Origin of the sequence: Microseira wollei NIES-4236, from assembly GCF_020521235.1 — a bacterium.
Taxonomy (GTDB): Bacteria; Cyanobacteriota; Cyanobacteriia; order Cyanobacteriales; family Aerosakkonemataceae; genus Microseira; species Microseira wollei.
In genome coordinates, this window is record NZ_BLAY01000582.1 from 1 (window position 1) to 403 (window position 403).

General features: G+C 47.9%; 1 protein-coding gene. It reads left to right on the forward strand.

Annotation, left to right across the window (positions count from 1 at the left end; translation table 11 throughout):
• Positions 1–403: hypothetical protein (locus tag MiSe_RS49925; RefSeq protein ID WP_226595056.1), on the forward strand; the 403-nt coding region annotated here is incomplete at both ends.

Here is a 403-nt window from a genome sequence, read left to right on the forward strand (position 1 = left end):
GTTATCTATGCCGTGCCGCTACAGGGGTACGGCATCTACAATTTTTGCATTATGCAGGCTTTCGGGGCACGGCATCTGCAATTTTTGGCGAGAAATCAAAAGTTATCTATGCCGTGCCGCTACAGGGGTACGGCATCTACAATTTTTGCATTATGCAGGCTTTCGGGGCACGGCATCTGCAATTTTTGGCGAGAAATCAAAAGTTATCTATGCCGTGCCGCTACAGGGGTACGGCATCTACAATTTTTGCATTATGCAGGCTTTCGGGGCACGGCATCTGCAATTTTTGGGGAGAAATCAAACGTTATCTATGCCGTGCCGCTACAGGGGTACGGCATCTACAATTTTTGCATTATGCAGGCTTTCGGGGCACGGCATCTGCAATTTTTGGCGAGAAATCAAA